This is a genomic window from Alteromonas aquimaris (assembly GCF_026183695.1).
GTDB lineage: Bacteria > Pseudomonadota > Gammaproteobacteria > Enterobacterales > Alteromonadaceae > Alteromonas > Alteromonas aquimaris.
Window position 1 is genome coordinate 36,143 of sequence record NZ_JAPFRD010000011.1, and the last position, 25,595, is coordinate 61,737.

Sequence of the window (25,595 nt, forward strand, 5' to 3'; positions counted from 1 at the left end):
CAGAGTGCGATAAAAACTAAAGTCGCATAGGCATGATGACATAAAGTGCAGAATCGTCATCTGCGGCTTCAATTAACGCACTGGCGTTGGCATCCGACAATGATATTTTCACCGATTCTGAAGAAAGCGCATTTAGTACATCTATGAGATAGGCAACATTAAAACCGATCTCTAAATCATCGCCTTGGTAATCAACATCAACAATTTCTTCTGCTTCTTCTTGTTCAGGGTTGTTGGCTGTAATTTTGAGCTCACCCGATGATAGATTTAAACGCACTCCCCTGAACTTTTCATTGGACAGAATGGCTGCGCGCGAAAATGCTTCTTTCAAAACGGCTTTACTGGCCGTAATTACTTTATCTCCATCTTTAGGGAGAACACGACGATAATCCGGAAAACGGCCATCGACTAATTTACTGGTAAAAATAAACTCACTTGAAAACAGGCGAAGATGATTTGCGCCAATCTGAATCTTTAGAGACTTATCTTCTTCCCCTATTAAGCGAGATATCTCTAAAACGCCCTTACGAGGAATAATGACCTGACGAACAGGTAAATTAGCCCCCTCAAAACCAAATCGACATAATGCTAAACGATGTCCGTCAGTGGCTACTGTACGTACCAAATTATCTTCAGTCTCTAATGACATGCCATTTAAATAGTAGCGCACGTCCTGTTGAGCCATAGAGAAATGAGTGCTATCAATTAAGTGTTTCAAATCACTAGATGAGACTTCAAATTCGACCTCGCCTTCCCAATCTTCTAGATTAGGGTAGTCACTAGCTGACAAAGTCGATAACGTGTATTTTCCTCTGCCCGCTTTAATTAGCGCTTTATTACCATCTAGTGAAAATTGAATCTCTGAACCATCGGACAGCCCCCTGATAATATCAAACAGTTTTTTAGCGGGGACGGTGATCTCCCCCTCTTGAACGTCACCTTCAAGGGGCATACTGGAAATTAATTCTACCTCCAGATCCGTCCCTGTTAACCAAAGTGACCCTTCACTAACTTTCAACAGCACATTGGATAAAATGGGTAACGTATGTCGACGTTCAACAGCGCCAGACACCAATTGTAGGGGTTGCAAAAATTTTTCTCGACTGATGGCAAATTTCATCTGTTCTTGTTGCGCCTCTTTAAATACATCGTAACGTCGTACAAAGTTAAGAAGATAACGTCCTGATTAGGTTTTTATAATCTTCCTTTATATCATGACTTTCTTCTCTAAGCTGCTCTATTTTTCGACATGCGTGAAGCACCGTCGTGTGATCACGACCCCCAAACGCATTACCAAGTTCCGGGAGACTGTGATTGGTCAATTCTTTTGATAATGCCATAGCAACTTGCCTTGGTCTGGCCACACTGCGACTACGACGCTTAGAAAGAATATCCGCCACCTTTATTTTGTAATAATCAGCAACGGTCTTTTGAATATTATCTACTGTAACTAACTTTTCTTGCAAGGCCAGTAAGTCACGTAATGCTTCGCGAACAAAGTCAATCGTAATAGGCCTGCCAGTGAAATTTGCGTTAGCAATTACACGATTCAACGCGCCTTCAAGTTCACGTACATTAGACCGTAAGCGTTTGGCGATAAAGAAAGCGACCTCATTTGGTAACGTAATCCTATTTTCAGTAGCTTTACGCATTAAAATAGCCACCCGCGTTTCAAGTTCAGGGGGCTCTATCGCAATGGTCAAGCCCCATCCAAAACGGGATTTCAAGCGATCTTCTACACCGTCAATTTCTTTAGGATAACGATCTGACGTTAAAATAATTTGCTGATTGCCCTCTAGCAATGCATTAAACGTATGGAAAAATTCCTCTTGAGAGCGTTCCTTGTTTGCAAAAAATTGAATGTCATCAATTAACAACGCATCTACTGACCGATAGAAGCGTTTAAAATCTTCGATCGCGTTATTTTGCAAGGCTTTCACCATATCCTGAACAAAGCGCTCAGAGTGCATATATACAATTTTTGCATCTTGCCTGTTGGCTATGATCCCATTCCCCACCGCATGGAGCAGGTGAGTTTTACCTAAACCCGTACCGCCATAGATAAACAACGGATTATATGAACCACCCGGATTGTTTGCTACCTGAGTAGCGGCAGCTCTTGCTAATTGGTTGGATTTACCTTCTACAAAATTTTCAAACTGGTAATTAGGATTGATATTACTCTTGTGTTTGGCTGCTTCAGGAATCGGCACCACATTAGGGGTGGAGTGAGATTTAATATGAACATGAGGAGCGGCTGTTTCATTTACGGTAATCGTTGGCGAACTCTCAACAGTAGAGGTGGACAACGTAGAAACGCTAGTGTGATTAGCAGGAGAAGCTTGTACTGTTCGTGTTTCAGACGCTCGCCGACTTACTACCTCTAGACGCAGTTGAGGCGCATCGCTACCGGAAAACTCAGCAAATAAAGCGGTAATTTTATCGCGATACTTATCACGAACCCAGTCCAAAATAAAGCGATTAGGTGCGTATAACGTTATAACGTCAGCCTGCTCATCAGATGTCAACGGTCTTATCCACATGCTGAACTGCTGGTTAGGCAACTCTTGCCGTAACCTATCAAGACAGAGGTTCCATAATGACATGTTAAAAAAGTGCTCCAATGCGCGACGAAGTAAGAATCGACTATCAAAAAGTGACGAATAAGAACTAATTGAGAATGGATATTTCACTATAAGAAATATCAAACGTAGCGCAATTTTTTTAAGGTTTAATTTTATGCTGTGGATTATCCTTGTTTTACCCTCAAATGTAAATCAGGATCATGCAAGATCGCTAAGATCGATTAGTTATATAGCTGTTTTTACTTATTAATATTTCGTAACCTCCTTGACAAATCGGGCAATCGAAGATCTACTGTACATACGATCAATGCTCAATATATTTCCCTCTCTAATAGCAGAAAACCTCCTTATTGTGGATAAATAAAAAAAAAGCATTGAGTTATTCACACCATAAAAAAGCTCGTGACACAGGGTTTGTGTCTTTTGCACAAATATCCGACATTATTTTTGGTTTTTATCGTAGTTAAGATTGACAGTGAGGCGTTAGATCTCTAGAATTCAGCGTCCTTTTGGAAGGGTAGCTAAAAAATTGTCATGCTTTAAAAATATGACTCTTTCTAAAAACTCCCTAAATTTAATTTTGTTTGTGAGACTTTGGTCATGAAAAGAACATTTCAACCGAGCAACTTAAAGCGTAAGCGTTCACACGGTTTCCGTGCTCGTATGGCGACCAAAAATGGTCGTAAAGTACTTGCAGCTCGCCGTGCTAAGGGCCGTGCTCGCCTTTCTGCTTAATGGTTAGTTGCCAAAGTGGGCGAAAATCAATTTTCTAGGGAGTTACGATTACTAACTCCCTCCCACTTTACTCGCGTTTTTAATCAGGCTATTCCAGCCGTTTCTCCTGCTTTTACTCTACTTGCCCGACATAATCAGCTTGAAAAACCCAGGCTTGGCATCACCTTATCTAAAAAGCGCATCAAAAAAGCTCACGAACGTAATCGTTTAAAAAGGTTAATTCGTGAAAGCTTTCGCCATAAAGTTCACCAATTACCCTCGATTGATATAGTTGTAGTGGGAAAATCAGGTGCTGACAAATTAAGCAATGACAAGATTTTTAAAACGTTGGAAAAGCAATGGCAAAAATTAGCCAAGCGTTGCGTAGAATCACAATAAGCATACCCCTGTTACTTATTTGGGGCTATAAGCTGATGATTTCACCTATGATTGGCCCAAGATGCAGGTTTCATCCTACCTGTTCGCAATATGCTATTGAGGCATTAAAAGCACATGGATTAGTAATTGGCGGTTGGTTATCGGTTAAACGCATATTAAAATGCCATCCTTTGCACGCGGGTGGATATGATCCGGTCCCAAATAAACAAAACAACAAACCTATAAAGTAAAGAGACCTCTATGGAATCGCAACGTAGTTTTCTGGTTATTGGCCTGGCACTTGTCAGTTTTTTGCTTTGGCAGCAGTGGCATGTAGATTATGGTCCTAAACCCGTCGAGCCTGCAGGCACAGAACAATTAGAATCTTCGCCAAATGAGGGCGTAGCTTCTGCTAAACCCTCCAACCGAACAAGTGAAGATGTTCCTGTTTCAACCTCACAGTCAACTGCCCAGGTGCCGTCAGCTGATTCGGCCTCAACCCGTCTAATATCTGTATCCACCGATACGTTGGATCTTAAAATTGATTTGATTGGCGGTGATGTTGTTCATGCTGATTTGAAACAATTCCCAGTAAAACAAGGCTCCTCTCAACCTTATAGTTTGCTGCGCAATAATGATCAGCTTTACATTGCCCAAAGCGGCTTGGTGGGCGCAAATGGTCCCGACGGCAGTGCACAGGGCAGACCTCGATACAGTGTGACCCAGGAAAGTTTTAAACTTGAGGGTGATACCCTGCAGGTGCCCATGACCTGGCGCAACGAGGCGGGCATTGTGGTAACCAAGACGTTTACCTTTACACGTGGTAACCACAATATTGATGTGACCTATTCCATTAACAACAACACAGCGCAAACCGCCAACTTCCAACAATATGCGCAACTCAAACAAGTACTCGCCGAGTCTGACGGTAATGTATTCATGCCAACTTATCGGGGTGCTGCCTACTCTACTGAGGACGAACGGTATGACAAATATACGTTTGACGATATCGAAGATAAAAATCTTCGAGAAACCACGCCGGGCGGATGGGTCGGTATGTTGGAGCACTATTTTGTCTCCGCGTGGGTGCCTCCACAGGATGAAGTAAACAAAATTTATAGCCGTTTAATCCGCAATCAGTATGCCATCATTGGCTTTACCGGTGAGCCCATTAATGTTGCCAGCGGCGAATCTGCCACATTGGCCAGCCAGCTTTATCTTGGCCCAAAAGATCAGGATGAACTGGCAACAATCGCCCGTGGGTTAGATTTAACCGTGGATTACGGGGTGTTGTGGTGGATTTCTCAACCACTCTTTAAGTTATTGCAATTCCTTCACGGATTGGTTGGAAACTGGGGCCTGGCAATAATTCTGATCACAATAATTGTGAAAGGAATTATGTACCCATTAACCAAAAAGCAATATGAATCCATGGCGAAATTGCGCAATCTGGCGCCAAAGATGCAGCAGCTAAAAGAGCGATATGGGGATGACCGTCAGAAAATGTCACAAGGCATGATGGATTTGTATCGCAAAGAAAAAGTTAATCCGATGGGCGGATGTTTTCCTCTGTTACTGCAAATGCCAATCTTTTTAGCGCTGTATTGGGTATTGATGGAAAGTGTCGAATTACGTCACGCTGAATTTTATCTTTGGATTACCGACCTCTCAGTAAAAGACCCGTTTTACGTACTTCCTATCCTGACAGGAGCGAGTATGTATCTATTACAGAAGTTACAACCAAATACTATTAGCGATCCGATGCAGCAAAAAATTATGCAATGGATGCCTGTAATGATGAGTGTTTTCTTCCTTTGGTTCCCGGCAGGATTGGTATTGTACTGGCTTATCAGTAACGTGATTACGCTGATACAGGCGAAAATTATTTACGCTTCAATGGAAAAACGCGGAATACAGACAAAATAGAGATAACTTCAAACAGCCCTTCAGGGGCTGTTTTGATTAAGTAAGAGGAAAACTTATGCCATCTTTTGATATCGTTTCAGAAATCAACATGGAAGAAGTGCGAAATGCTACTGAGAATGCCAGTCGAGAATTATCTACCCGATTCGATTTTCGTGGTGTCGACGCAAGCTTCGAATACACCGATAAAACAGTGAAAATGCAGGCTGAAGCAGAATTCCAATTGCAACAAATGGAATCTATATTTCGTACTGCCTGCTCTAAAAGAAATCTGGATACGGCCGCAATGGATGTAAAAAATGTTGACCATCGCGGAAAAAACGTTTTTCAGACTATCGCCTTCAAAGAGGGTATCGAACAGCCGATGGCTAAAAAGATCGTTAAGCTTATCAAAGATGCTAAATTAAAAGTGCAAACATCCATTCAGGGTGAGCAACTGCGCATTACCGGTAAGAAGCGGGATGATTTACAGGAAGTTATCGCACTCATTAAGCAATCAGATTTAGGTCAGCCTTTCCAATACACCAATTTTAGAGACTAATTCACATGGAATTCCCTACACACGACACTATTGTTGCGCAAGCAACTGCACCCGGTAGAGGCGGCGTAGGGATAATTCGTGTATCGGGTCCGAAGGCTAAAACGGTGTGTGAAGCAATTTTACACACTTCACTGCCCCCAAGAGTTGCATCGTATACCCCTTTTTATGACTCGCATGGCAATATTATCGATCAAGGTATCGCCCTTTTTTTTGCCGGCCCTAATTCGTTTACCGGTGAAGATATACTTGAACTACAGGGCCACGGCGGCCAGGTGGTGATGGATATGCTGATTGAGGCCGTGATGCAGGTTCCAGGTTTGCGTTTAGCTCGCCCCGGTGAATTCAGTGAACAAGCATTCTTAAATGACAAACTCGATCTCGCGCAGGCAGAGGCAATTGCTGATTTAATTGATGCAAGCTCAAAGCAGGCTGCACGAAGTGCGCTGCGTTCGTTACAAGGGGAATTTTCTCATCAGATTAATCACCTTGCCGAGCTCATTATTCAATTAAGAATGTATGTGGAAGCTGCTATTGATTTTCCCGATGAAGAAATTGATTTTTTATCCGATGGCAAGGTTGCGGCGGATTTAAGCTTAATTCTGACGCAACTATATCGAGTGCAACATCAGGCAAAACAGGGCTCCCTGTTACGGGAAGGGATGCATGTAGTAATTGCAGGTAGACCCAATGCAGGCAAATCCAGCCTGCTCAATGCATTGGCGGGTCGCGAAAGTGCCATAGTAACCGATATTGCTGGCACGACTCGGGATATTTTAAAAGAACACATCCACATAGAAGGTATGCCTGTCCACATTATCGATACCGCCGGGTTACGAGAAAGCACCGATAAGGTAGAATTAATAGGCATAGAGCGCGCGTGGCAAGCTATAGAAGACGCAGACCGTGTGTTATTTGTGGTAGATAGTACACAATCAGATGAAATTGACCCGTACAAAATATGGCCGGAGTTTATGCAACGTCTACCTGATAACGTCCCTGTCACCGTCATCAGAAATAAAGCGGATTTATCCGGTGAGCAAATAGGTCTAGACACCCTGTCTTCAGAACATAACGCTACCAGCATCATCAGGTTATCAGCCAATACCGGCAATGGCGTTCAGTTATTAACCCAACATCTTGCTAAAACCATGGGATTGGATACCACTTCAGAAGGTAAATTCATTGCGCGGCGGCGACATCTCGATGCGTTACAAAATGCGCTATCCCATGTTGAAACAGGTCAGTTACAATTGTCAGAACATATGGCTGGTGAACTTTTAGCCGAAGAGTTGCGCCTCGCCCATCAAGAACTTACTGAAATCACAGGTGAATTTACCTCTGATGATTTATTAAGTCGAATATTCTCTTCATTTTGTATTGGTAAGTAAAATGTCAAATTACGCAATTATCGTAGGCTCTGTGTTAGGCGCCGCAGAATATGTGGCCGATGCATTAGCCGAATCTATAAAGCAAAACCAGGAGGCAGTTGAAATACACCTGTCCCCAGATCTGCCTGCAATATCACACGATGCAATCTGGATAATTTGCACCTCGACCCATGGCGCAGGCGATTTGCCTGATAATATTCAACCTTTCGCTGAACAACTCGAAAATGCAGATCTATCAGCGGTGTCTGCCTACGTAATTGGTTTGGGCGATAGCAGTTATGATACCTTTTGCCACGGTGCAAAAACCATGGAAACGCTACTTATACAAGCAGGCGCCACGCTGCTCGCGCCCCCCTGTCATATCGACGTATTGACGTATCCTATCCCAGAGGACGAGGCGGTGGCTTGGTTCACCTCTCAAACGAGCGCGCAATCAGCATAACTGTATGTTTACTGAAGCTGAGTATCACGCCTTATGCAGCCCCCTGGCTAATGCCGCCAGGGTACTTTACTGCCTTGGCCTGCGACCCACCACCAATGCGACCACAGCCACCTCTGAACCGTTAAATTACAAATTTCTGCTCGCTTTGGTTAATGCTGATTCGCAGGACAAACCGTTTACCAGAGGCCGTCAACTTAACGACCTTCTAAAATTACTTGAACAAGCGGGATTAATCGCCCTGCCCCCAACCCTGTCGTTGGAATCATCGTTAAACGGGAAAGTAATTCTGCTTCCACTTATCCAGACTAAACATGATTCGTTTAGTCATTTACACCGTCAGCATCAGGCGATTACGATGAAGTGGCAGCCAGACGAAGCGCTATTTGCCGAAATGGCAACTCTGCTAGGTCTGCCTGACAAACACTATGATCAAGATGACATAAATGAGTTTATTGCCTATTGGTTAGGCCGGCCCTCTACCGTCCTCAGCCATTTTCAATGGACCCAGAAGTTCGTTTATTCGATGCGTAATAAACGCTTCGGTCGATCCGATGCAAAACAGCAAGCAGATTTAAGCAATCTCGTGGAAGTTGCACCTTCTCTTGAAGCAGATGATAATACTCGCAAGCTAGTCGAAAAGTATCGTCGCAAACCGTAACTCAAAAAGACACCAATACTATGCAATCGCTGAAAGATAAAATTGATGGGTTAGCCAAAGCACTGGGTAAAAACGCAGATAATCAACAGCCGTACACAGATTATCAAACCTTGCGTAAACAATATGAAGCGCAGGCGAATGCCGAAGTCAAACAAGCTCAGCAGGTCAGTAAAAATCACCGAATTTCCATGTTGCACGGGCAGTCCGATTTAAACCCGAAATGGACATTTGCCAATCTTATTGAAGATAGTGATGATGTGATTGAAGCGGTTAGCATTGCACATTCTTTTATCGCTGCTCACGAGGATATCAACTGGCGCAATGCAGGTTCACACATGATGATTTTTTATGGTGATTATGGCCGTGGAAAATCGCATATTGCTGGGGCTATTGCCCACCAACTGATTGATCAATATGAAATTACCGTACTATACCGACAGCTTTCCACACTGTTAGAACTGCGATATTCGTCGTACGATTTTGGTGCGCAAGATAACGTAGGCCAAAAGTTTCGCCAAGCCTACCAGGAACTTTTAGAAGTAGACTTGCTCATTCTTGACGAAGTTTGTGTTAATGAGAGCATGCTGAAAAAGAATACGCAAAGCTGGTTGGGAAATTTGTTACGCCAGCGATTGGTGAACAAAAAAAATTGTATTTTAATCACCAACCATAATCTGGCGGAGCTAGAAACTGCGCTTGGTCGCTATTGTTTTGAGTCAATCCGTGAATACGATACCTATAAAGTCAGGTTTGCAGGTCCAAGTAGACGTAAGGGCCTGGCCAGTGACGAAGTGGAGCCGCAATCCTCCCCTGCTTACCAACCCAATCAGCTACGATAGCCTGATTTTTTTTAAACCTTTCTCACTCTAGCGGCGACAAACCTTTAGTTAACTCACTAAAGGAATGTCACTTATGCAAAATTTTCTCCTCCCAAAGGCTGTTCCAAGGCTTTGTTTAGCATTGTTATTATTGTCGCCCTTTGTCCAGGCAAAGGTAATTGAACAAGAATTTGCTGCACAACCGGACGATACGCTTCATTTAAAAACCGAACAGGGCAGCATTGAAATTAAAACTCACAAAAACGCCTCAATCGAAGTCTACGTGGAGATAGATGGAGAAGAGCAGGATGAGTTCGATGTCAATTTCGAACAACGTAGCGACAGCCTGCGCATCCGCGGTGAGCGAAAAAATAGACAGGGGTGGAACCGCACACGCATTACTTATTTGATTACCATTCCTGAGCGATACAACCTGGATCTGGATACTGCTGGTGGCAAAATCGAGATCACAGACCTGCTCATCGGTGATATCGAGGCTAGAACGTCCGGAGGGGCAATTAAAATCGCGTCAGTTAAAGGGGATGTACAACTTCATACATCAGGTGGGTCAATTCACACTGAAGATGTAGAAGGTGAAATAGATGCGCATACCTCTGGCGGTAGTATTAAGGTCGCTTTTGCCAAACAATTCACTAAGGACGCAACCTTGGATACGTCAGGCGGGTCAATTGTGGCAAGTCTGCCCGCAGATATTCGAATGGATTTGGATGCCTCTACCAGTGGCGGCAGAGTAAAAAGTGAGTTTGATGTGGATGGGCGGGTAAAAAAACGTTCAATTGAAGGCAAAGTAAATGGTGGTGGTCCAAAATTAACCTTGCACACATCAGGCGGTAGCATCCGGATCGAAAAAAATTAAAAAACAGATCTGAATAACTTTCCATACACAGCGGGATCCTTTCTTAAAAGGGTCCCGCCGTGAGATCATACGATCATTTCTACAAGTTATCCCCAACTGGATCACAACAAGATCAGGGGTGTGCATAAGATCCCCTATAACGCTGTGTACAAGCTTTGATCTAAAAAAGGACAACTTTTCAAACATTTTCAATTGTGGATAAGGTAGCGGGTTATCAACAAGATCAAGGGGCACTTAAACCAAGCTAGATCAGATCTTGTTCATTGCGTAACTTAATGATCTTTAGTGCAAATAGTGGCTTATCAACAGTAAAAGCGCTGCTTAATAGTAATAAATATAAAAGATCTAAATAGATCTTATATATAATTAGCTCAGATCAACTTTCTCATAAAAGTCTCATTTGAAGAAAATTTAACCGTTTTCTTTATGCAATAACTTCGCTAAAATACGCGCCCCCTTTTTCAGGGATCTTATTTAGCATTCCGGTAAGCGAGGTTTTTTCATGTTTTACCAAAAAGAGTTTGATGTCATCGTTATAGGTGGAGGTCATGCAGGTACTGAAGCTGCTATGGCTTCAGCACGTATGGGCATGCAAACTTTACTGCTTACCCACAATATTGAAACAATTGGTCAGATGTCGTGCAACCCAGCTATTGGTGGTATCGGCAAAGGGCATTTAGTGAAGGAAATCGATGCCCTGGGTGGCGCAATGGCGCTGGCCATTGATCACGGTGGGATCCAATTTCGTACATTAAACTCCAGTAAAGGGCCTGCTGTACGGGCCACACGCGCGCAAGCTGATCGTACGCTCTATCGCAATGCTATTCGTAATATGGTTGAACAACAGGAAAATCTGACGTTGTTTCAGCAAAGTTGCGATGATCTCATTATCGAACAGGATCAGGTAACCGGAGTCGTTACTCAAATGGGTCTAAAGTTTAAAGCTAAGGCCGTTGTGTTAACCGTTGGTACCTTCCTGGGTGGGACTATTCACATAGGTCTTGAAAATTACAGAGGAGGTCGCGCAGGCGATCCTCCTTCTATCGCGCTCGCAGATCGTCTACGTGCACTTCCCTTCAGGGTAGATCGATTGAAGACGGGGACGCCCGCTAGACTAGATGCCAGAAGTCTTGATTTTTCTGTTATGCAGGAACAGGCAGGGGATTACCCTACCCCAGTATTTTCTTTTATGGGTTCACAGGCGATGCATCCTCGTCAAATCCCCTGCTATATCACCCATACCAATGAAAATACTCATGAAATTATTCGCAGTGGTCTCGACCGGTCGCCAATGTATACAGGGGTGATCGAAGGTGTTGGGCCGCGATATTGTCCTAGCATTGAAGATAAAATTACGCGCTTTGCTGATAAAACTTCACATCAGATATTTGTCGAGCCGGAAGGCTTGAACAGTATGGAAGTTTATCCAAATGGCATTTCAACCAGTCTTCCTTTCGATGTGCAAATGGCGCTGGTACGATCTATTAAAGGGTTTGAAAATGCGCATATTGTCCGACCTGGGTACGCGATTGAGTACGACTTCTTTGATCCCCGTGATTTGAAACAAACATTGGAAACCAAATTTATCAACGGCTTATTTTTCGCGGGACAGATCAATGGCACCACCGGTTATGAAGAAGCCGGAGCGCAAGGTCTGGTCGCCGGTGTCAATGCTGCGCTGCAGGCACAGCATAAAGATCCTTTTGTCTTACGTCGCGATCAAGCCTACATGGGTGTGCTAATTGATGATCTGGCTACCATGGGTACAAAAGAACCTTATCGCATGTTTACCAGCCGGGCCGAATATCGACTGCTATTGCGTGAAGACAATGCAGATATTCGCTTAACCGCCCTAGGGCGTGAGATAGGGTTAGTAGATGATGCGCGTTGGGCAGCATTTAACGAAAAATTAGATGTAGTGGAACACGAACTACAACGCCTGCGTAGTCAGTGGGTCCATCCATCTCATGGCGCAGTTGACCAACTTAATTTGAAGCTAAAAAATCCTATCAGCCGTGAGCATTCATTAGAAGAACTCATTCGGCGACCCGAAATGACCTATGACGAACTCATGTCCATTGAAGGAATAGGGCCGGGCGTGCAAAATCCGAAAGCGGCCGAACAAGTAGAGATTCAAATTAAATACGCAGGCTACATTGCCCGTCAGATGGATGAAATTGCCAAAGCGCAACGTCATGAAAATACGCTTTTACCGCCGGACTTCGATTACGCTCAAATCTCAGGCTTATCGAATGAAGTCGTGGCAAAATTAACCGATGCCAGGCCAGAAACTATCGGTAAAGCATCACGAATTTCAGGTATTACACCAGCAGCTATTTCACTGCTGCTGGTGTATTTGAAAAAACACGGATTAATGCGCAAACAGGAGCGTCAATCAGCGTGACGGTGAATTTTGATCGAGAAGGTTTAAGTCGAGAACTGGCTTTGGGAATAGATCGACTAGGGTTTGCCATAAGCGATGAGCATCAGCAGACCTTGCTCGATTTTCTTGCAATGTTGGTAAAATGGAACAAAGCCTATAATTTAACTTCCGTTCGCGACCCGCAACAGATGCTTCAGAAGCATATATTGGATTCGCTCAGCGTGATGCCTTTCGTACGCGGAAAAAGGGTAATTGACGTGGGAACAGGTCCAGGATTACCCGGTATCCCCCTCGCTATTGTGTTGCCACACGTGGAATTTGACTTACTTGACAGCTTAGGAAAGCGTGTACGCTTCATGAAACAAGTGGCGCACGAGTGCAAGTTGAAAAATATTCACCCGTTACAGAGTCGCGTTGAAGCCCATCAGCCTGACTTTTACTACGATATTGTGATGAGTCGCGCGTTTGCTTCATTAAAAGATATGTTGCACTGGTGCCAACATCTGGTAGATTTTGAGGGGAGATTTTTGGCGTTGAAAGGGCAATATCCTCAACAGGAAATAGATGAAGTAAGTAATTACTATCATATTGAGTCTGTTACTGAGCTGTCTGTGCCTGACTTAATTGGCGAACGTCATTTGGTTACCATCAAAAAACAATAACGACTATCAGGGTGCTTAGTGGCAAAAGTTATAGCAATTGCGAATCAAAAAGGTGGTGTGGGTAAAACGACTACCGCAGTTAACGTAGCCGCTTCCATGGCGGCAACCAAGCGCAAGGTGCTGCTAATCGATCTTGATCCCCAAGGCAATGCCACCATGGGAAGTGGGGTCGATAAGTATGATGTCGACGCTACTTGTTACGAATTATTGGTGGAAGAAAAACCAATTAAAGACGTCATTGTGGAAAAAACAGCCGGCAAATATGATCTGATTCCGGCTAACGGAGATGTTACGGCTGCTGAAATTAAATTAATGGAGCTTTTCGCGCGGGAATTACGCTTACGGAATGCGCTAAAACCCGTCATGGCCTATTACGATTTTATTTTTATTGATTGTCCTCCTTCCCTCAGCCAATTAACGGTAAATGCCCTGGCGGCAGCAGATTCAGTACTAGTTCCAATGCAGTGTGAATATTACGCGTTGGAAGGGTTAACTGCGTTGATGGATACCATTCAAAAACTCGCATCGGTGGTGAATCCGCAATTAAAAATAGAAGGCGTATTACGAACCATGTATGATCCGCGTAATCGCCTGGCCAACGATGTCTCTGAACAGCTAAAACGTCATTTTGGCGAGCAGGTATATCGAACCGTTATCCCACGTAATGTCCGTTTGGCAGAAGCGCCGAGTTTTGGCACGCCAGCAATGTATTACGACAAATCATCTACTGGTGCCAAGGCATACCTGGCGCTGGCTGGAGAAATATTGCGACGTCGCGATAAAGCACGTCAAACAGCCGCGCAAGCAAGCTAATAACAACACTTAAATCATATAGCGAACGAACTGAGGGTATTATGTCTGCAAAAAAAAGAGGATTAGGGCGCGGGTTAGACGCCTTACTGGCAACGAGCCAGGCCTCCCCTGCCACAGAACAAGACAGAACAGTTGCTGAACAAAGTGAATTAAGTAAATTGCCTATAGAATATCTCAGCCCTGGCAAATACCAGCCGCGCAAAGATATGTCGCCTGAAGCGTTGGAAGAACTTGCATCATCCATCCGTGCCCAAGGGGTTATCCAACCTATCGTGGTACGTAAAACATCCGCACAGCGTTACGAGATCATCGCGGGGGAACGACGCTGGCGTGCGTCACAATTGGCGCAGTTAGATGTGGTGCCGTGTATTATCAAAGATGTACCAGACGAAGCGGCTGTCGCAATCGCCTTGATAGAAAATATTCAACGTGAAGATTTAAATGCGATGGAAGAAGCACAGGCTTTAGACCGCTTGATGGTGGAATTTGAGCTAACCCATGCTCAGGTAGCCGAAGCGGTGGGCAAGTCCCGCACCACGGTCACCAACTTATTGCGTCTGAATAACCTAAAAGACGATGTAAAATTGCTACTCGAGCACGGTGATATCGAAATGGGTCATGCGCGAGCACTGCTTGCCTTGGAAGGTGAACAACAATCGCAGGCGGCACAAATTGTTTCCGGCAAAGGTCTGACAGTGCGTGATACTGAAAAGTTAGTGCGCAAATTTCTTGAACCAGCACCACCGAAACCGGAGAAAGTGGTTGATCCTGATGTTGAGCAACTGGTCACGCGATTATCAGAAAATTTAGGTGCCAATGTGTCTATTGATCACAATGCGAAGGGCAAGGGCAAGTTGGTAATTAGTTTTAGTGATTTAGAACAATTAGATGGCATCTTGGCAAAAATTCACTAGAAACAAACTGTTTTTTTAACCGATCTTTCTCGCAAAACTTATTTTTTTCTGATTATATGGCGCATGTTAATCGGTTGTTAACATGTAAAGTTTCAATTTCGCTTCCAAAACGCGTTGGATGGTTGAAAAAAATCGACAAAACAGTATACTTCTGTCGCTTTTTGTCGGCGTCAAATTAACAGGTTTTACCGGTTACGATGGAAATAACTGAAAAAGGCAAAAAGCTGGCGCGAATTGGCGCACTGTATCAGTGTATTGTCGCGGTGTTGCTAAGCGTAATTATCGCGATTGCCGGAATGAAAATTTGGGCGTTATCATTTGCTATAGGCGCGGTTATCAGTATTGTCCCAAACGGCGTTTTCGCGCTGTTTGCATTCAGATACTCGGGGGCGACTAAAAACCGACTGGTTGTAAAAAGCTTCAATCAGGGCGCGAAAGTAAAATTGCTTATTACTGTAATATTGTTTGTGGTGGCGTTTGTTCAATTTACTATTGAACCGCTTGCATTGTTTGCAGGCTTTGTTATCACAGCCGCTAGCTATTGGTTAGCATTTTTTCGTGCAGGGTAAAACCACATTAACAAACATGCACGAAAAATTACACGAGATTTCTAAACTTTAAACTTGGGTTAAATAATGGCATCTGAAATTACTACCTCAGAATATATCAAGCACCATTTGACCAATGCCACCATGTGTTCAACTGACCAAGGCATTGCTTTTAATAAAGCGTGTGCCGATGCGGGCTTTTGGGCATGGCATGTCGATACATTAGCCTGGTCGATCGGCCTTGGCATTTTGTTTCTTTGGTTATTCCGTAGCGCGGCGAAAAAAGCGACCACGGGCGTACCGGGAAAATGGCAGGCGTTTGTTGAAATTGTTATCGAATTTGTGAATGACAACGTACGTGACTCATTCCACGGTCGTAATAACCTTATCGCACCACTAGCGCTCACCATTTTCGTCTGGGTGTTCCTGATGAACCTGATGGACTTGGTACCAGTAGACGTTCTGCCTTGGTTAGCTGGTCAGGTCGGTTACTATGGTTTTGGTATGGACCCACATGATGTATATATGAAGGTCGTACCCACTACTGACTTGAATCTAACTTTGGCACTGGCGTTGGGTGTGTTCTTCCTTATCCTGTTTTACTCAATCAAAGTAAAAGGTGTGGGTGGCTTCACCAAAGAACTTACCATGCAGCCTTTTAACCACTGGGCATTTATTCCGGTGAACTTCATTCTTGAATCAGTTACCTTATTGGCCCGCCCTTTCTCATTGGCGCTGCGTTTATTCGGTAACCTGTATGCAGGTGAATTGATATTTATTCTTATCGCCACCCTGGGCTTATGGCAGCTTCCTCTGCACTTCCCATGGGCGGTATTCCATATTCTGGTAATCGTGCTGCAAGCGTTTATTTTCATGATGTTAACCATCGTGTATTTGAGCCTCGCTCACGAAGACCACTAAGTAGTTTTAACAAGGCCGCATTGGCGGCCTTAAGTAAAAAAGTAAAAGTAATAAACGGTTTTTTTAACTTTAAATTTAAACTTAAACTGGAGACGTAAATGTTATACATCGCTGTTTCAATTCTGATCGGTATGGGTGCCCTTGGTACTGCTATTGGTTTTGGTCTGTTAGGTGGTAAATTCTTAGAATCTGCTGCGCGCCAACCAGAACTAGCCCCTCAACTGCAAGTAAAAATGTTCATCGTAGCGGGTCTTATCGATGCGATCGCGATGATCGGTGTTGGTATCGCGTTATACCTATTGTTCGCTGTTGGTGCTTAATTTTTATTAACTCAAGTCTATTAGCGAACTTAACGAGGAGGAGCGGTTGTGAATATTAACGCCACTCTAATTGGTCAATTAATCGCTTTTGCTGTCTTCGTGTGGTTCTGCATGAAGTACGTGTGGCCACCACTATTGGCAGCAATTGAAGAGCGTCAGAAGAAAATAGCCGATGGCTTAGAAGCTTCTGATCGTGCCGAGAAAGACCTTGAATTAGCTCAGCAGAAAGCTACTGAGAAATTAAAAGAGGCGAAAGCGCAAGCAGCTGAAATTATCGAGCAGGCTAAGAAACGAGCTAACCAGCTTGTTGACGAAGAAACCCAGCGTGGTCACGCCGAGCGTGAAAAAATTATCACTCAGGGTTATGCCGAAATTGAAGCTGAACGCAATCGTGCCAAAGAAGAATTACGCAAGCAGGTCGCTGCATTAGCAGTTGCCGGCGCACAGCAGATTCTTCAACGTGAAATCGATGCTCAAGCACAAAACGACATTGTTGAAAAACTTGTCGCTGAACTTTAACGAGGAGATGAGCCATGTCTGAATTGACAACTGTTGCTCGTCCCTATGCTAAAGCAGCTTTTGATTTTGCGGTCGAGCGTAACGCCATTACTCAATGGCAGGACATGCTGGCATTTTCCAGTGCGGTAACTCAGAACGATGAGATGCATCAACTATTAAGTGGTGCTCTCGCGGCTGAAAAACTGGCTGAAATTTTTATCAGTGTGGCTGGCGAACAGCTCGATGAACATGGTCAGAACTTTGTAAAAGTTTTGGCTGAAAATAAACGTTTGGTTGCGTTACCTGAAATTTCAGAACTATTTGACGTCTATAAAGCTGAGTACGATAAAGAAGTTGAGGTAGATATCACCTCTGCTACTGAACTTAGTGAGGCGCAAAAGAATGAACTCAGCGCAACCTTAGAAAAACGTTTGGCACGTAAAGTGAAGCTTAATTGTAACGTGGATCCGCAGCTGATAGCGGGCTTTGTAGTCAAAGCCGGTGATACAGTAATCGATGGTTCCGTGAAGTCTAAACTGAACCGTCTCGAAGACGCGTTGCAAGCATAACGGGGATAAGAGCATGCAACTTAATTCCACTGAAATTGCAGAACTGATCAAGAAAAGAATTGAGCAGTTTAATGTTACCAGTGAAGCTCGAAATGAAGGCACCATCGTTGCAGTAACCGATGGTATTATCCGCATTCACGGCCTGGCCGATGTAATGCAAGGTGAAATGATTGAGCTTCCTGGTGGTCGCTATGCAATTGCACTAAACCTGGAGCGAGACTCTGTAGGTGCGGTTGTTATGGGTCCATACGCCGACTTAAGAGAAGGCGTTAAAGTCAAATCTACTGGCCGTATTCTTGAAGTACCAGTAGGTCGTGCGTTACTTGGTCGTGTTGTTAACACACTAGGTGAGCCAATTGATGGTAAAGGTTCTATCGACGCAGAAGGCTTTGAGCCTGTTGAGAAAATCGCACCGGGTGTTATCGAGCGTCAATCAGTAGACCAGCCAGTACAAACTGGATACAAGTCTGTTGACTCGATGATTCCAATCGGTCGTGGTCAGCGTGAGTTGATTATCGGTGACCGTCAGTGTGGTAAAACAGCTATGGCGGTTGATGCGATTATCAACCAGAAAGGCACAGGTATTAAGTGTATTTACGTAGCGGTTGGTCAGAAAGCATCAACTATTGCTAACGTAGTACGTAAACTGGAAGAGCATGGCGCGATGGCTCACACTATCGTAGTTGCTGCATCAGCGTCTGAATCTGCTGCATTGCAGTATCTTGCGCCATATTCAGGTTGTACCATGGGTGAGTTCTTCCGTGACCGCGGTGAAGATGCGCTAATCGTATATGATGATCTGTCTAAGCAAGCTGTTGCTTATCGTCAGATTTCATTGCTATTGAAGCGTCCTCCTGGTCGTGAAGCTTATCCTGGTGACGTTTTCTACCTTCACTCGCGTCTTCTTGAGCGTGCTGCCCGTGTTAACGAGCAGTATGTTGAAAAATTCACTAATGGTGAAGTGAAAGGTAAAACCGGTTCACTTACAGCGCTACCTATCATTGAAACGCAAGCCGGTGACGTATCTGCGTTCGTACCTACGAACGTTATCTCGATCACCGATGGTCAGATCTTCTTAGAAACTGACTTGTTTAACGCGGGCATCCGCCCTGCTGTTAACGCGGGTGTTTCCGTATCACGTGTTGGTGGTGCCGCACAGACGAAAATCATCAAGAAACTTGGTGGTGGTATTCGTTTAGCATTAGCACAGTATCGTGAGCTTGCTGCGTTCTCGCAGTTTGCATCTGACCTTGACGATGCAACCCGTGAGCAACTTGAGCACGGTGAGCGCGTAACTGAGCTTATGAAGCAGAAACAATATACGCCGCTGTCTATCGGTGACATGGGTGTTTCACTGTTTGCTGTAGAGAAAGGCTTTTTGAAAGACGTTGAATTAAACAAAATTCTGGATTTCGAAGCAGCTCTATATTCATACATGAACAGTGAGCACACTGAATTGCTGAAGACTATTAATGAAACAGGTAACTACAACGACGATATCGCCGCACAGTTGAATGAAGCTTTAACTAAGTTTAAAGCCACTCAAACGTGGTAATCATCACGAGCTGACAGTATGTCAGCTCATCGTTGAGTAATCGGAGAAATAGTCATGGCAAGCGGTAAAGAGATTAAAGGTAAGATTGGGAGTATTAAAAATACTCAAAAAATTACCAGCGCAATGGAAATGGTTGCTGCGTCAAAAATGAAAAAGGCGCAGGAACGTATGGCCCTAGGTCGTCCATATGCGGAAAACATGCTTAAAGTGATTGGTCACATCGCCAACGGTAACCTTGAATATCGCCATCCTTATTTGGAAGAGCGCGAGGTTAAGCGTGTTGGATTTATTGTGATTTCGACTGACCGAGGTTTGTGTGGTGGCTTGAACACCAACGAATTCAAACTGGTCGCGCAACAAATTAAACAGTGGCGCGAAAAGGATGTAGAAGTTGATTTCGCAGCGTTAGGGTCAAAAGCCTGCTCGTTCTTTAACCGTTTTGGTGGCAAATTATTAGCCGCTGAATCAGGTTTAGGTGATAAGCCTAAAGTAAGCGACATAGTAGGCGTAGTACGTGTGATGTTAAATGCGTACGACGAAGGTAAATTAGATCGCGTATATCTGGTCTACAATAACTTTGTTAATACCATGACGCAAAAACCAGTGATGAACCAATTACTGCCTTTGCCTAAGTCAGATGACAAAGAATATAAGCATCGCTGGGACTACATTTACGAACCGGATCCAAAAGAAATATTGGAATCATTAATGGTTCGTTATATCGAGTCTCAAGTGTATCAGGGTGTAGTGGAAAACGCTGCATCAGAGCAGGCGGCCCGAATGGTAGCGATGAAAGCCGCTACTGATAATGCCGGTAACTTAATTGATGACCTGCAATTGATATACAACAAGGCACGTCAGGCCGCAATCACACAAGAAATCAGTGAGATTGTGAGCGGCGCGGCAGCGGTGTAGGCAAAGGTTTATAAAAGATAACGAGGACAAATTATGAGTCAAGGTAAGGTCGTCCAAATCATTGGTGCCGTTGTGGATATTGAATTTCCACAAGACGTGGTACCAAAAGTTTATGACGCACTTAAAGTTACCGATGGTGACTTAGCCGGGTTAACCCTGGAAGTGCAACAGCAGCTAGGTGGTGGTGTTGTTCGTGCTATCGCTATGGGAACTACCGACGGTTTACGTCGTAGCACTGTTGTTGAAAATACTGGCGAGCCGATTATGGTTCCAGTGGGTACCGCCACACTAGGCCGTATCATGGACGTATTAGGTAACCCTATTGATGAAGCAGGCCCAATTGGTGAAGAAGAGAGAATGTCTATTCACCGTGCGGCGCCTAGCTACGAAGAGCAATCAAGTGCTGTTGAACTGCTAGAAACCGGTATCAAGGTGATCGACCTTGTATGTCCGTTTGCAAAAGGTGGTAAAGTTGGTCTGTTTGGTGGAGCCGGTGTTGGTAAAACCGTTAATATGATGGAACTTATCCGTAACATCGCAATCGAGCACAGTGGTTTCTCAGTATTCGCTGGTGTAGGTGAGCGTACTCGTGAGGGTAACGACTTCTACCACGAAATGAATGATTCCAACGTACTGGATAAAGTATCGCTGGTTTACGGTCAGATGAACGAACCACCAGGAAACCGTCTACGTGTTGCACTGACTGGTTTGACTATGGCGGAAAAATTCCGTGATGAAGGCCGTGATGTATTGTTCTTCGTCGATAACATCTATCGTTATACCCTGGCCGGTACTGAGGTATCAGCACTGTTGGGTCGTATGCCATCTGCGGTAGGTTATCAGCCAACACTGGCAGAAGAAATGGGTGTACTACAGGAACGTATCGCATCTACCAAGACTGGTTCAATCACATCAATTCAGGCGGTATACGTACCAGCTGATGACTTGACTGACCCATCACCAGCAACCACGTTTGCTCACTTGGACGCGACAGTTGTACTTTCACGTGATATCGCTTCTTTGGGTATTTACCCGGCGGTTGACCCTCTGGATTCTACCTCTCGTCAGCTTGACCCGTTAGTAATCGGTCAGGACCACTACGACGTAGCTCGTGGCGTTCAGACTGTATTGCAGCGCTATAAAGAGCTTAAAGACATCATCGCCATCTTAGGTATGGACGAGCTGTCTGATGAAGATAAATTAGTTGTAACAAGAGCGCGTAAAATTCAGCGTTTCTTGTCGCAACCTTTCTTCGTAGCTGAAGTATTTACTGGTTCACCTGGTAAGTATGTTTCTTTGAAAGACACAATCAGTGGCTTTAAAGGCATTCTTGCTGGTGAATACGATGACCTGCCAGAACAAGCGTTCTATATGGTTGGTTCAATCGAAGAAGCAGTAGAAAAAGCCAAAAAAGCTAAATAATGTAGACCGGCTGCGGCCGGTTTAACTTATTTTTGCTGGGCACCTATTCGGAGGTTTAAATGGCAGCTATGACAGTACATCTGGATGTAGTAAGCGCAGAAGAAGCAATTTTTTCGGGTCGCGTTGAAACTATACAGGTGACCGGAAGCGAAGGTGAGCTAGGTATTTATCCTGGTCACGCGCCTCTGATCACTCCAATTAAGCCTGGTATGGTGCGTTTGGTTAAGCAGCATGGTGAGGAAGAAGTAATCTACGTGGCGGGTGGAATTTTAGAAGTTCAACCTGGTAACGTAACCGTTCTTGCAGATACCGCTGTTCGTGCAGAAGATTTGGATGAACAGTCCGCTGAAGAAGCTAAGCGCCGTGCTGAAGAGCACATCAGTAATCCAGGTGCTGACTTCAATTATGCAGAAGCGGCTCAAGAGTTAGCTGAAGCGATCGCTCAGTTACGCTTGATTCAAAAATTGCGTAAGTAAGGTTAGATTAAAACTTTAAAAAACCCGGTGAACTCACCGGGTTTTTTTATGGTGAACTTTCAGTAATCGGTATAAGGTTATAGTTGACTTAACGAACAAGGATGAGTCATGAAAGATCGCCCCCATCAAGCAAAATGTCTGTGTGAATCAGTCACACTTTCCATCGCAGAGTCCATCTCCGAATTACATGTATGCCACTGTTCAATGTGCCGACAGTGGGGAGGAGGGCCTATGATTGTCGCCAGTTGCGGTACCGACGTCACGTTTGAGGGAAAACAAAATATTGAAAGGTATCACTCGTCAGAGTGGGCAGAACGTGGTTTTTGTAAACGCTGTGGTACCCATTTGTTTTATCATTATCTGGAATCTGGTAATTACTTTGTCCCAGCGGGGCTAATGAAATTGCCTGAGAGCGTGCACATGGCATCGCAGATTTTCATTGACGAAAAGCCTCATTATTATGAATTTTCTAACGCTACAACGAATATGACCGGCGCTGAGGTAATGGCCAAGTATTCTGACTCCTAGTCAGAAGAGGAGCAAGCCAATGCCTAACAATTTGTCAGTAAACTACCTGGAAATACCCAGTCAAAATATTCCGCTTACCAAAACATTTTTTAAAAACGTGTTTAACTGGTCCTTCACTGATTACGGCGAAGATTATGTCGCTTTTTCTACGCCTGAAATAGAAGGCGGCTTCTATGCAAGTAGTGAGGCATCCCGTGTGAACAAAGGAGCAGCACTGATTGTTTTTTATAGCGATAATCTTGCACAGACGCAATCATTAATAGAAAACGCAAACGGTATCATCGTTAAACCAATTTTTTCATTCCCAGGTGGTAGGCGTTTTCACTTTATTGAGCCTGGGGGGAGCGAATTCGCTGTATGGTCAGATAAATAGTTATTTGCGCCGATGAGCTAGGGGGGAACGCCATTTTTGCTGAAAGGCTGCTTGCAGTTTAATCAGGGGGGTCGTATCTGCACTAAAGAGGGTTGTGACAGTATGACTAACCGCCTCCAGGGTTGAAAGACTGTTTTGCATTTTCACATGGCGGATTTCGTAATCACTTTTCGGCGCGTTATTTAAGTGGAACTGGGGTAGCGCGTGCAACCACGAATTAGCCTTCCAGATTGCATATGCTTGGCGCCAACTGCCATCAATAAAGATAAGTTGTTTAAAGGCAGGCTTCACAGTGCTATTGGCATAGTTTTCCAGAGCAACACTGTTTGCAGTGGGATAAACTACAGCACAGGCGTTCGGCATTATTTCAGCGCTTAAACCAAGAAAATCTTCAGTCGTTTTACCTTTGATAATGCGCGTTTCTGGAATCGCGAGTTTCAGTAGTCTCACCGTGTTTTTAGCGTGCGATGCTTCATTACTATGCTGGAGTATTATAAGCGAAACGGGACATGATACAGGCGCTATGTATTTACATAAGCAAGTAGATGCTGGGTAATGGCAGTGAGAACAATAAGGTCGCATAGTAATGACCACTGAGCTTCTAAAAATATGTCGGATCAGAGAAAGCTACAAATTTACCATACAATTAAGCTTGTTCCTGAAGGAAAAGTGGCAAGCTATGCACAAATAGCTGATTTGGCCGGCTTACCTCGCAGAGCCAGACTGGTAGGCTATTATCTCAAACAACTCGAGTCGACAAACACCATCCCGTGGCATAGGGTAATAAAATCTAATGGTGAAATTGCCTTTCCAAACGACTCTGAGATGGCTAAAAAGCAGTGCCAGTATTTATTATCAGAGGGGGTCTCAGTTACAAATTTTCGTATCAATATGAAAAAATATCAGTGGATGCCAGAAATTGTCGATATACTATATAACTTAAAATTTTAAAGACTTGTTACTACGAGCAAAGTTAGGTAACGTCTACTTTCTAAAATTAGTACTTTAGTATAAAGCTTATGTCTGATAACACACTCACAAAAATAAAAATTAATGAGCTCAAGCCTGGAATGTATGTGCATCATATAGATGAACAGTCGGGGAAGGTGCAAATCAAAAGTAAGGGACGTGTTACCAGCCAAGCAATAGTGGATAGTTTGAAAAAAAGGGGTGTAAAAACCTTAACCATTGATGAATCAAAAAACTTTACTGCTGAAGGCGAAATTTCTTCTTTAGAAAACAATGATGCAGCTTCTAATTCTACTTTAGAGCAATCAGCTGTGGCGAAAAAGGAAGGTGAAGAGCGCGTAAGTTTTAATAAAGAGTTGTTACGAGCAGAGCGACTTCACAAACGCGGTAAGGCAATTCAGAAACAATTGCTTAATGCGGTGAAGAAAGGATTGCCTTTTGATGATAAAATTCCGCGTGAGTTCAGTCAGAATCTAGTGTCTTCCATTGACCGCAATCCTGATGCATTAATTTGTCTAACCAAAATCCGGGAAAAAGACGATTATTTACTAGAGCATTCTTTAAATGTGGCTATTTTATTGGCCAATTTTGGACGCTATCTTGAAATGAGCGATCAGGAAGTAGAGGATTTAGCTTACGCCGGCTTTTTGCATGATATCGGTAAGATCAAAATACCCGATAGTATTCTTCACAAACCTGGTAGATTAGACGAGATGGAAATGAACGTGATGAAAGATCATGTTTATTATGGCGTAAAAGTATTAGAAGAAATGAGTATAGCTTCGCATTTAGTGCAAGCGGTGAGTGAACATCATGAACGACTCGATGGATACGGTTATCCTAATGGCGCCCGCGAAGAAGAAATTAGCCAAGCTGGCCGTATGCTAGCCATTGCCGATATGTATGACGCCTTAACGGCAGACCGCTGTTATAAGGCAGGAATGCCTAGTCAAAAAGCGTTACAGATTCTGCTCTCAGACACCCCCCATAAACTGGATGCAAAGTTGGTTCATTTGTTTATTAAATGTATGGGAATATATCCTGTCGGCAGTCTGGTTAAACTGGATAACGAGCGTCTGGCTATGGTAGTAGAACAAACTGACTCTGCCACAGCCCCGAAGGTGAAGGTGTTTTATTCGTTACGAGGTAATCACTTTCTGGAACCCAAGGATATCGATTTAAATGCATCTTCAGTGACTGCGAAGATAGAGAAACCCGTACTGGCTAGTGATTACAATATTAATTTCAATTCGTTTTTCGAAAAATCAATTTCTATTTAAGTACAAGATATCGTTTTCCGCTTAGTCGTTTCTTTAAGACATAAGGGGGAATAAGTTAGCTTGTGCTAGCTCTTCCCTACACACCATAATCATGAACCTATTCTGCATTCCCTTACGTATGAAAC

The 25,595-nt window shown here is 43.9% G+C and carries 30 protein-coding genes; 27 read left to right on the plus strand and 3 right to left on the minus strand.

Annotated features, from left to right (window positions below; genetic code table 11):
* Positions 1-16: 16 nt before the first annotated feature.
* Both dnaN and dnaA read right to left on the minus strand, forming a co-directional pair.
* Entirely contained in the window at positions 17-1,120 is a 1,104-nt protein-coding gene (gene dnaN / locus OPS25_RS10220; RefSeq protein WP_265617623.1) for a DNA polymerase III subunit beta, read from the minus strand.
* A gap of 46 nt (positions 1,121-1,166) precedes the next feature.
* Entirely contained in the window at positions 1,167-2,606 is a 1,440-nt protein-coding gene (gene dnaA / locus OPS25_RS10225) for a chromosomal replication initiator protein DnaA (protein ID WP_265617624.1), read from the minus strand.
* Positions 2,607-3,185: 579 nt separating this feature from the next.
* Between dnaA and rpmH the strand changes: the two genes are divergently transcribed.
* From rpmH to OPS25_RS10350, 25 genes are all read left to right on the plus strand, one after another.
* Entirely contained in the window at positions 3,186-3,320 is a 135-nt protein-coding gene (gene rpmH, locus OPS25_RS10230; protein ID WP_014290886.1) for a 50S ribosomal protein L34, read from the plus strand.
* Between the two features lie 15 nt (positions 3,321-3,335).
* Entirely contained in the window at positions 3,336-3,698 is a 363-nt protein-coding gene (gene rnpA / locus OPS25_RS10235) for a ribonuclease P protein component (RefSeq protein WP_265617625.1), read from the plus strand.
* A complete protein-coding gene (gene yidD / locus OPS25_RS10240; RefSeq protein ID WP_265617626.1) occupies positions 3,659-3,928 on the plus strand; it encodes a membrane protein insertion efficiency factor YidD in 270 nt (89 codons plus the stop codon). Before rnpA ends, yidD begins: the two co-directional genes overlap by 40 nt.
* 10 nt (positions 3,929-3,938) lie before the next feature.
* Entirely contained in the window at positions 3,939-5,603 is a 1,665-nt protein-coding gene (gene yidC, locus OPS25_RS10245) for a membrane protein insertase YidC (RefSeq protein WP_265617627.1), read from the plus strand.
* 55 nt (positions 5,604-5,658) lie between these two features.
* Positions 5,659-6,141 carry a YajQ family cyclic di-GMP-binding protein gene (locus OPS25_RS10250; protein WP_265617628.1) on the plus strand — a complete coding sequence of 161 codons (483 nt, stop codon included), beginning with the start codon at positions 5,659-5,661 and terminating at the stop codon, positions 6,139-6,141.
* A 5-nt stretch (positions 6,142-6,146) separates the two neighbouring features.
* Complete coding sequence (gene mnmE / locus OPS25_RS10255) at positions 6,147-7,529, plus strand: tRNA uridine-5-carboxymethylaminomethyl(34) synthesis GTPase MnmE (RefSeq protein ID WP_265617629.1); 1,383 nt, start codon at positions 6,147-6,149, stop codon at positions 7,527-7,529.
* A gap of 1 nt (position 7,530) precedes the next feature.
* Complete coding sequence (locus OPS25_RS10260; RefSeq protein ID WP_265617630.1) at positions 7,531-7,971, plus strand: flavodoxin domain-containing protein; 441 nt, start codon at positions 7,531-7,533, stop codon at positions 7,969-7,971.
* A 4-nt stretch (positions 7,972-7,975) separates the two neighbouring features.
* A complete protein-coding gene (locus OPS25_RS10265; protein ID WP_265617631.1) occupies positions 7,976-8,629 on the plus strand; it encodes a DnaT-like ssDNA-binding domain-containing protein in 654 nt (217 codons plus the stop codon).
* A gap of 20 nt (positions 8,630-8,649) precedes the next feature.
* On the plus strand, positions 8,650-9,468 hold the full coding sequence (locus OPS25_RS10270) for an ATP-binding protein (protein WP_265617632.1): 819 nt from the start codon (positions 8,650-8,652) through the stop codon (positions 9,466-9,468).
* A gap of 73 nt (positions 9,469-9,541) precedes the next feature.
* Entirely contained in the window at positions 9,542-10,324 is a 783-nt protein-coding gene (locus OPS25_RS10275) for a DUF4097 family beta strand repeat-containing protein (protein ID WP_265617633.1), read from the plus strand.
* A 502-nt stretch (positions 10,325-10,826) separates the two neighbouring features.
* The gene (gene mnmG / locus OPS25_RS10280; RefSeq protein WP_265617634.1) at positions 10,827-12,728 is read left to right on the plus strand and encodes a tRNA uridine-5-carboxymethylaminomethyl(34) synthesis enzyme MnmG; all 1,902 of its coding nucleotides are present in this window, start codon (positions 10,827-10,829) and stop codon (positions 12,726-12,728) included.
* A 2-nt stretch (positions 12,729-12,730) separates the two neighbouring features.
* Positions 12,731-13,369, plus strand: a complete 639-nt coding sequence (gene rsmG / locus OPS25_RS10285) for a 16S rRNA (guanine(527)-N(7))-methyltransferase RsmG (protein WP_407080240.1) — start codon at positions 12,731-12,733, stop codon at positions 13,367-13,369.
* Positions 13,370-13,387: 18 nt separating this feature from the next.
* Complete coding sequence (locus OPS25_RS10290; RefSeq protein ID WP_265617636.1) at positions 13,388-14,182, plus strand: ParA family protein; 795 nt, start codon at positions 13,388-13,390, stop codon at positions 14,180-14,182.
* Positions 14,183-14,223: 41 nt separating this feature from the next.
* Positions 14,224-15,096: a ParB/RepB/Spo0J family partition protein gene (locus tag OPS25_RS10295; RefSeq protein WP_265617637.1), complete on the plus strand. Its 873-nt coding sequence runs from the start codon at positions 14,224-14,226 to the stop codon at positions 15,094-15,096.
* Between the two features lie 197 nt (positions 15,097-15,293).
* Positions 15,294-15,665, plus strand: coding sequence for an ATP synthase subunit I (locus tag OPS25_RS10300; protein ID WP_265617638.1), 372 nt, complete (start codon positions 15,294-15,296; stop codon positions 15,663-15,665).
* 63 nt (positions 15,666-15,728) lie between these two features.
* Positions 15,729-16,565, plus strand: coding sequence for a F0F1 ATP synthase subunit A (atpB, locus tag OPS25_RS10305; protein WP_265618403.1), 837 nt, complete (start codon positions 15,729-15,731; stop codon positions 16,563-16,565).
* A gap of 98 nt (positions 16,566-16,663) precedes the next feature.
* On the plus strand, positions 16,664-16,885 hold the full coding sequence (gene atpE / locus OPS25_RS10310) for a F0F1 ATP synthase subunit C (RefSeq protein WP_169211206.1): 222 nt from the start codon (positions 16,664-16,666) through the stop codon (positions 16,883-16,885).
* Between the two features lie 48 nt (positions 16,886-16,933).
* On the plus strand, positions 16,934-17,404 hold the full coding sequence (gene atpF / locus OPS25_RS10315; protein ID WP_169211207.1) for a F0F1 ATP synthase subunit B: 471 nt from the start codon (positions 16,934-16,936) through the stop codon (positions 17,402-17,404).
* 14 nt (positions 17,405-17,418) lie between these two features.
* On the plus strand, positions 17,419-17,952 hold the full coding sequence (gene atpH / locus OPS25_RS10320; protein ID WP_265617639.1) for a F0F1 ATP synthase subunit delta: 534 nt from the start codon (positions 17,419-17,421) through the stop codon (positions 17,950-17,952).
* A gap of 13 nt (positions 17,953-17,965) precedes the next feature.
* A complete protein-coding gene (atpA, locus tag OPS25_RS10325; RefSeq protein ID WP_265617640.1) occupies positions 17,966-19,507 on the plus strand; it encodes a F0F1 ATP synthase subunit alpha in 1,542 nt (513 codons plus the stop codon).
* A 54-nt stretch (positions 19,508-19,561) separates the two neighbouring features.
* Positions 19,562-20,422 carry a F0F1 ATP synthase subunit gamma gene (gene atpG, locus OPS25_RS10330; RefSeq protein ID WP_265617641.1) on the plus strand — a complete coding sequence of 287 codons (861 nt, stop codon included), beginning with the start codon at positions 19,562-19,564 and terminating at the stop codon, positions 20,420-20,422.
* 33 nt (positions 20,423-20,455) lie between these two features.
* Complete coding sequence (gene atpD / locus OPS25_RS10335) at positions 20,456-21,844, plus strand: F0F1 ATP synthase subunit beta (protein ID WP_265617642.1); 1,389 nt, start codon at positions 20,456-20,458, stop codon at positions 21,842-21,844.
* Positions 21,845-21,903: 59 nt separating this feature from the next.
* Complete coding sequence (locus tag OPS25_RS10340) at positions 21,904-22,320, plus strand: F0F1 ATP synthase subunit epsilon (RefSeq protein ID WP_169211212.1); 417 nt, start codon at positions 21,904-21,906, stop codon at positions 22,318-22,320.
* A 108-nt stretch (positions 22,321-22,428) separates the two neighbouring features.
* A complete protein-coding gene (locus OPS25_RS10345) occupies positions 22,429-22,848 on the plus strand; it encodes a GFA family protein (protein ID WP_265617643.1) in 420 nt (139 codons plus the stop codon).
* A gap of 19 nt (positions 22,849-22,867) precedes the next feature.
* Positions 22,868-23,221 (plus strand): VOC family protein, encoded by a 354-nt coding sequence (locus tag OPS25_RS10350; RefSeq protein WP_265617644.1) that lies wholly within the window; start codon positions 22,868-22,870, stop codon positions 23,219-23,221.
* On the opposite strand, the gene OPS25_RS10355 is transcribed toward OPS25_RS10350, so the two are convergent.
* Positions 23,222-23,803 carry a tRNA-uridine aminocarboxypropyltransferase gene (locus tag OPS25_RS10355; protein ID WP_265617645.1) on the minus strand — a complete coding sequence of 194 codons (582 nt, stop codon included), beginning with the start codon at positions 23,801-23,803 and terminating at the stop codon, positions 23,222-23,224. It abuts the gene before it with no gap.
* Between the two features lie 27 nt (positions 23,804-23,830).
* On the opposite strand from OPS25_RS10355, the gene OPS25_RS10360 reads away from it, so the two are divergent.
* Together OPS25_RS10360 and OPS25_RS10365 are read left to right on the plus strand one after the other, a co-directional pair.
* Positions 23,831-24,172 carry an MGMT family protein gene (locus OPS25_RS10360; protein WP_265617646.1) on the plus strand — a complete coding sequence of 114 codons (342 nt, stop codon included), beginning with the start codon at positions 23,831-23,833 and terminating at the stop codon, positions 24,170-24,172.
* Positions 24,173-24,240: 68 nt separating this feature from the next.
* The gene (locus OPS25_RS10365) at positions 24,241-25,470 is read left to right on the plus strand and encodes an HD-GYP domain-containing protein (RefSeq protein ID WP_265617647.1); all 1,230 of its coding nucleotides are present in this window, start codon (positions 24,241-24,243) and stop codon (positions 25,468-25,470) included.
* Positions 25,471-25,595 lie beyond the last annotated feature (125 nt).

Coding starts and splice junctions, on each gene's coding strand:
- dnaN (WP_265617623.1), bottom strand. CDS start 1,120: ATGAAATTTGCCATCAGTCGAGAAAAATTTTTGCAACCCCTACAATTG.
- dnaA (WP_265617624.1), bottom strand. CDS start 2,606: ATGTCATTATGGAACCTCTGTCTTGATAGGTTACGGCAAGAGTTGCCT.
- rpmH (WP_014290886.1), top strand. CDS start 3,186: ATGAAAAGAACATTTCAACCGAGCAACTTAAAGCGTAAGCGTTCACAC.
- yidD (WP_265617626.1), top strand. CDS start 3,659: ATGGCAAAAATTAGCCAAGCGTTGCGTAGAATCACAATAAGCATACCC.
- yidC (WP_265617627.1), top strand. CDS start 3,939: ATGGAATCGCAACGTAGTTTTCTGGTTATTGGCCTGGCACTTGTCAGT.
- OPS25_RS10250 (WP_265617628.1), top strand. CDS start 5,659: ATGCCATCTTTTGATATCGTTTCAGAAATCAACATGGAAGAAGTGCGA.
- mnmE (WP_265617629.1), top strand. CDS start 6,147: ATGGAATTCCCTACACACGACACTATTGTTGCGCAAGCAACTGCACCC.
- OPS25_RS10260 (WP_265617630.1), top strand. CDS start 7,531: ATGTCAAATTACGCAATTATCGTAGGCTCTGTGTTAGGCGCCGCAGAA.
- OPS25_RS10265 (WP_265617631.1), top strand. CDS start 7,976: ATGTTTACTGAAGCTGAGTATCACGCCTTATGCAGCCCCCTGGCTAAT.
- OPS25_RS10270 (WP_265617632.1), top strand. CDS start 8,650: ATGCAATCGCTGAAAGATAAAATTGATGGGTTAGCCAAAGCACTGGGT.
- OPS25_RS10275 (WP_265617633.1), top strand. CDS start 9,542: ATGCAAAATTTTCTCCTCCCAAAGGCTGTTCCAAGGCTTTGTTTAGCA.
- mnmG (WP_265617634.1), top strand. CDS start 10,827: ATGTTTTACCAAAAAGAGTTTGATGTCATCGTTATAGGTGGAGGTCAT.
- OPS25_RS10295 (WP_265617637.1), top strand. CDS start 14,224: ATGTCTGCAAAAAAAAGAGGATTAGGGCGCGGGTTAGACGCCTTACTG.
- OPS25_RS10300 (WP_265617638.1), top strand. CDS start 15,294: ATGGAAATAACTGAAAAAGGCAAAAAGCTGGCGCGAATTGGCGCACTG.
- atpE (WP_169211206.1), top strand. CDS start 16,664: ATGTTATACATCGCTGTTTCAATTCTGATCGGTATGGGTGCCCTTGGT.
- atpH (WP_265617639.1), top strand. CDS start 17,419: ATGTCTGAATTGACAACTGTTGCTCGTCCCTATGCTAAAGCAGCTTTT.
- atpA (WP_265617640.1), top strand. CDS start 17,966: ATGCAACTTAATTCCACTGAAATTGCAGAACTGATCAAGAAAAGAATT.
- atpG (WP_265617641.1), top strand. CDS start 19,562: ATGGCAAGCGGTAAAGAGATTAAAGGTAAGATTGGGAGTATTAAAAAT.
- atpD (WP_265617642.1), top strand. CDS start 20,456: ATGAGTCAAGGTAAGGTCGTCCAAATCATTGGTGCCGTTGTGGATATT.
- OPS25_RS10340 (WP_169211212.1), top strand. CDS start 21,904: ATGGCAGCTATGACAGTACATCTGGATGTAGTAAGCGCAGAAGAAGCA.
- OPS25_RS10345 (WP_265617643.1), top strand. CDS start 22,429: ATGAAAGATCGCCCCCATCAAGCAAAATGTCTGTGTGAATCAGTCACA.
- OPS25_RS10350 (WP_265617644.1), top strand. CDS start 22,868: ATGCCTAACAATTTGTCAGTAAACTACCTGGAAATACCCAGTCAAAAT.
- OPS25_RS10355 (WP_265617645.1), bottom strand. CDS start 23,803: ATGCGACCTTATTGTTCTCACTGCCATTACCCAGCATCTACTTGCTTA.
- OPS25_RS10360 (WP_265617646.1), top strand. CDS start 23,831: ATGTCGGATCAGAGAAAGCTACAAATTTACCATACAATTAAGCTTGTT.
- OPS25_RS10365 (WP_265617647.1), top strand. CDS start 24,241: ATGTCTGATAACACACTCACAAAAATAAAAATTAATGAGCTCAAGCCT.